The sequence below is a fragment of the Anaerorhabdus sp. genome, from assembly GCF_036641015.1.
GTDB lineage: Bacteria > Bacillota_I > Bacilli_A > Erysipelotrichales > Erysipelotrichaceae > Anaerorhabdus.
The window spans coordinates 1-3,638 of record NZ_JAVWFO010000094.1 but is presented as its reverse complement, the minus strand read 5'-3'; the positions used below and the strand labels follow the sequence as shown (position 1 = coordinate 3,638).

General features: G+C 33.3%; 5 protein-coding genes. All 5 read left to right on the top strand.

All coding sequences use genetic code 11. The features are described 5' to 3' along the window. Positions 1–150: 150 nt before the first annotated feature. Positions 151–513 carry a hypothetical protein gene (locus RR430_RS09175; protein WP_332488783.1) on the top strand — a complete coding sequence of 121 codons (363 nt, stop codon included), beginning with the start codon at positions 151–153 and terminating at the stop codon, positions 511–513. 113 nt (positions 514–626) lie between these two features. After that, the gene (gene rpmE / locus RR430_RS09170) at positions 627–836 is read left to right on the top strand and encodes a 50S ribosomal protein L31 (protein ID WP_332488785.1); all 210 of its coding nucleotides are present in this window, start codon (positions 627–629) and stop codon (positions 834–836) included. A 197-nt stretch (positions 837–1,033) separates the two neighbouring features. Then, positions 1,034–1,630 (top strand): thymidine kinase, encoded by a 597-nt coding sequence (locus tag RR430_RS09165; protein ID WP_332488790.1) that lies wholly within the window; start codon positions 1,034–1,036, stop codon positions 1,628–1,630. A gap of 61 nt (positions 1,631–1,691) precedes the next feature. Beyond that, positions 1,692–2,765, top strand: a complete 1,074-nt coding sequence (gene prfA, locus RR430_RS09160) for a peptide chain release factor 1 (protein ID WP_332488786.1) — start codon at positions 1,692–1,694, stop codon at positions 2,763–2,765. Next, positions 2,765–3,613 (top strand): peptide chain release factor N(5)-glutamine methyltransferase, encoded by an 849-nt coding sequence (prmC, locus tag RR430_RS09155; protein ID WP_332488788.1) that lies wholly within the window; start codon positions 2,765–2,767, stop codon positions 3,611–3,613. Before prfA ends, prmC begins: the two co-directional genes overlap by 1 nt. The last annotated feature ends 25 nt before the right edge of the window (positions 3,614–3,638 follow it).

Below are 3,638 nucleotides of genomic sequence, written 5' to 3'. Positions count from 1 at the left end.
TAGACCCCAAAACTTGCCCCCTAAAGTTCTAGACCCCTAAAAATTTTGGATACCCTCGAAAGATCTACTTTTATCTTGCTTAAAATTTCAAATATCTATCACAAGTTTCACACAACATTGCGTTATCATAAATTTAATGAGGTGATAGCGATGAAGAAAATAATGTTACTTTTGATTAGCGTTATATTAGTGGGGTGTAGTGCTAAGGCAGAAACTAAAAAATACGAAAAAATATTGAATAATATCCCTATAGCATATATAAACGAAGCAAACGTACGTAAGTATAATAAACAAAATCTACCAAAAGTTATCTCGATAACAATTACTTCATTAGAGGAGATTGAGGTTAAAGATACAGATGTTATAGCGGAAATTGATTTAAGTTTATGTGATAAAAATATTAATGTATGCGAATGTAGCGTAATATCAAAATTCAATGACGATGTTAAATGCCAGGATTGTGATATAGAGATTAGGCCAAAAACAGTTCAAATAGAGTTTATTAAAGAGTAAAACAGGGTGAAAAAGTCGATATATATTATTGATTTCTTAAACATGTCATGATATTATATGAGGGCACTTACTTTAGACTGATAAGAAGTTTAAGGCGGAAGGAGATAAAAACTATGAAACAAGGAATTCATCCAGAGTACAACAAATGTAAAGTTATTTGCACAAGTTGTGGTAACGAATTTGAATCTGGTTCAACTAAAAAAGAAATTAAAGTTGATACATGTTCAAACTGCCATCCTTTCTACACAGGACGTCAACGTTTCGCAGCTGCTCAAGGACGTATTGAGAAGTTCAATAAGAAGTTTGGTATGAAATCAGAATAGGGAAACCTATTCTTTTTCTTTGTGCCAATAAAGAAAACAAGCGGTTTTAATGAAAAAGTATGAAAATGTTACAAAGGACTGTGAAATACAGTCCTTTTATCATCAAAAATCAAGTCTCTAACCATTCTCTTATAGGTCTTACTGTGGTAGAATAGTAAAGGATTTTATATAGGTTAAGAGGTAGAAATATGAGCATGATGTATAATCAATATCGCCCTGGTTGGGTAGAAGTAATTGCAGGCTGTATGTTTGCAGGGAAAACGGAGGAGTTAATCCGTCGTATCAAAGTATTAGAGTTTGCAAAGAAAAATATATTAGTAATTAAACCAGCAATAGATAATCGCTATAGTAATACAAAAGTTGTATCACATGCAGGTAGTTCGGTTGATAGTATTGTTGTTAGTACATCAAAAGAAATCTTAAATCATGTAACAGATGCGACTGATGTTATTGCGATTGATGAAGTACAATTCTTTGATGAAGGAATTGCGGAAGTTTGTGATTATTTAGCTAAAAAAGGTAAAAGAGTAATGTGTGCAGGTTTAGATACTGACTTTAGAGGAGAGCCCTTTGGTATGATGTCAATTTTAATTACAGAGGCAGAGTTTGTAACAAAACTAACTGCTGTATGTAATAAATGTGGATCTCCAGCAACTAGAACGCAACGTTTAGTAGATGGAACGCCGGCAAGTTATAATGACCCACTTATTCTAGTAGGAGCATCAGAAAGTTATGAAGCACGTTGCCGTCATTGTCATGAGATCAAGGATAAACCTTCTAAACTAGATTTATAGATATTTAGTTAGGTAGAGTTAAAAAAGTTAGTGAGTTTAAGAAAGTAAAAGGAGAATGTACATGAGTGCAATCGTAGAACGTCTTCAAAGAATTGAAGACAGATATAATGAATTAAATGACCAGTTAATGAGTGAGGATATAGTTTCTCAACCTAAATTAATGGGGAAACTTGCAAAAGAGCAAGCAGGATTAAAACAAGCAGTAGATGCATATGGAGAGTTAAAGGCACTAGAATCTAGAATTGATGAAGCTCATCAATTATTAAAAGAAGATGATCACGAAATTCGTGAAATGGCTAAAATGGAACTTGAAGAATGTGAACCTGCTAAACAGGAATTATTAGATAAGATTGAGATTTTATTAATACCAAGAGATCCACTAGATGATAACAATGCAATCGTTGAAATACGTGGAGCAGCAGGTGGAGATGAAGGTAATATCTTTGCAGGTGATTTATATCGTATGTATACAAGATATGCAGAAACACGTGGATGGAAAGTTGACATCATAGAAATGATGGAAGCTGAAGCAGGTGGATTTACCTTAATATCATTTATGGTTAAAGGTGATGGAGCATATGGACAACTTAAGTTTGAAAGTGGATCACATCGAGTTCAACGTGTGCCAAAGACAGAAACACAAGGTCGTATTCATACATCAACCGCAACAGTTTTAGTAGAACCTGAAATTGCGGAAGATGATTTTGAATTAAACATGAATGACTTAGAAGTTGAAACAATGAGAGCCAGCGGAGCTGGGGGACAACACGTAAATAAAACTGACTCTGCTGTACGTATTACACATATTCCAACAGGTATCTTTGTAAAGTGTCAAGATGGACGAAGTCAAATTGAGAATAAAGCAACAGCTTTAAATGCGATTCGTGCAAAAGTATATGCTGAAATGAAACGACGCGAAGATGAAGAAAAAGATAAAGAACGTAAGAGTAAATTAGGATCTGGAGATAGATCTGAAAAGATTCGTACATACAATTATCCACAAAACCGTGTAACTGATCATCGTATTGGATTAACAATTACACAACTTGACCGCATCATGGAAGGTAAAATGGATGATGTCATCGCAGGGCTTTTACAAGAAGAACAAAAACAAAAGTTGGCAGGAGATAACTAATGCCAACTTTTAAACAATTAATACATGATGCAACAGAACAATGCATGAAAATAGATTTACCAGAACAAACAGCATTAACATATCTTGTTGAATTAACACAACAGCAACGAGTTGATTTATACATGAATATGAATTTAGAAGTTCCAAAAGATGTATTAGAGAAATTTAATGCAGGATTAGTACGTATCTTAAATCATGAACCCATGCAACATGTTTTAGGTTATTCATGGTTTTATGGATATAAATTTAATGTTAACTCTAATGTATTAATACCACGACCTGAAACAGAAGAATTAGTTTCATATATTTTATCGAGAGTAGATGAAATGTTTCCTAATCAAAATATAACAGCAGTTGATATTGGAACAGGAAGTGGAGCTATTGCGATTGCGGTAGCTAATGAAGAGAAACATATTAATATGTATGCGACTGATATAAGTGTAGAAGCAATAGAAGTTGCTAAAGAGAATGCTAAAATAAATGAAGCACAAGTGGAATTTTTAGTGGGCGATATGTTACAACCAATTATTGATAAGGGAATCAAAGTGGATGTACTTATTAGTAATCCTCCCTATATTCCATCTAAAGAAACACTAGAGTCATCAGTTGTAGATTATGAACCTCACGTTGCATTATTTGGTGGGGATGATGGATTAAAATTCTATCGTACAATATTTGAAAATTGTAAAAAAATAGTTAAAGAAAAATCGTTTATGGCATTTGAAATGGGTTGGGATCAACGTATTTCAATGTTGAATCTTGTGCATGAGTATTTGCCTAACGCTGAAGCAGAAGTACTTCAAGATATAAACGGAAAAGACAGAATGTTATTCGTTTATTTTAAGTAATGACAATTTGAATTGAATAATCATA

Coding starts and splice junctions, on each gene's coding strand:
- RR430_RS09175 (WP_332488783.1), top strand. CDS start 151: ATGAAGAAAATAATGTTACTTTTGATTAGCGTTATATTAGTGGGGTGT.
- prmC (WP_332488788.1), top strand. CDS start 2,765: ATGCCAACTTTTAAACAATTAATACATGATGCAACAGAACAATGCATG.
- rpmE (WP_332488785.1), top strand. CDS start 627: ATGAAACAAGGAATTCATCCAGAGTACAACAAATGTAAAGTTATTTGC.
- prfA (WP_332488786.1), top strand. CDS start 1,692: ATGAGTGCAATCGTAGAACGTCTTCAAAGAATTGAAGACAGATATAAT.
- RR430_RS09165 (WP_332488790.1), top strand. CDS start 1,034: ATGTATAATCAATATCGCCCTGGTTGGGTAGAAGTAATTGCAGGCTGT.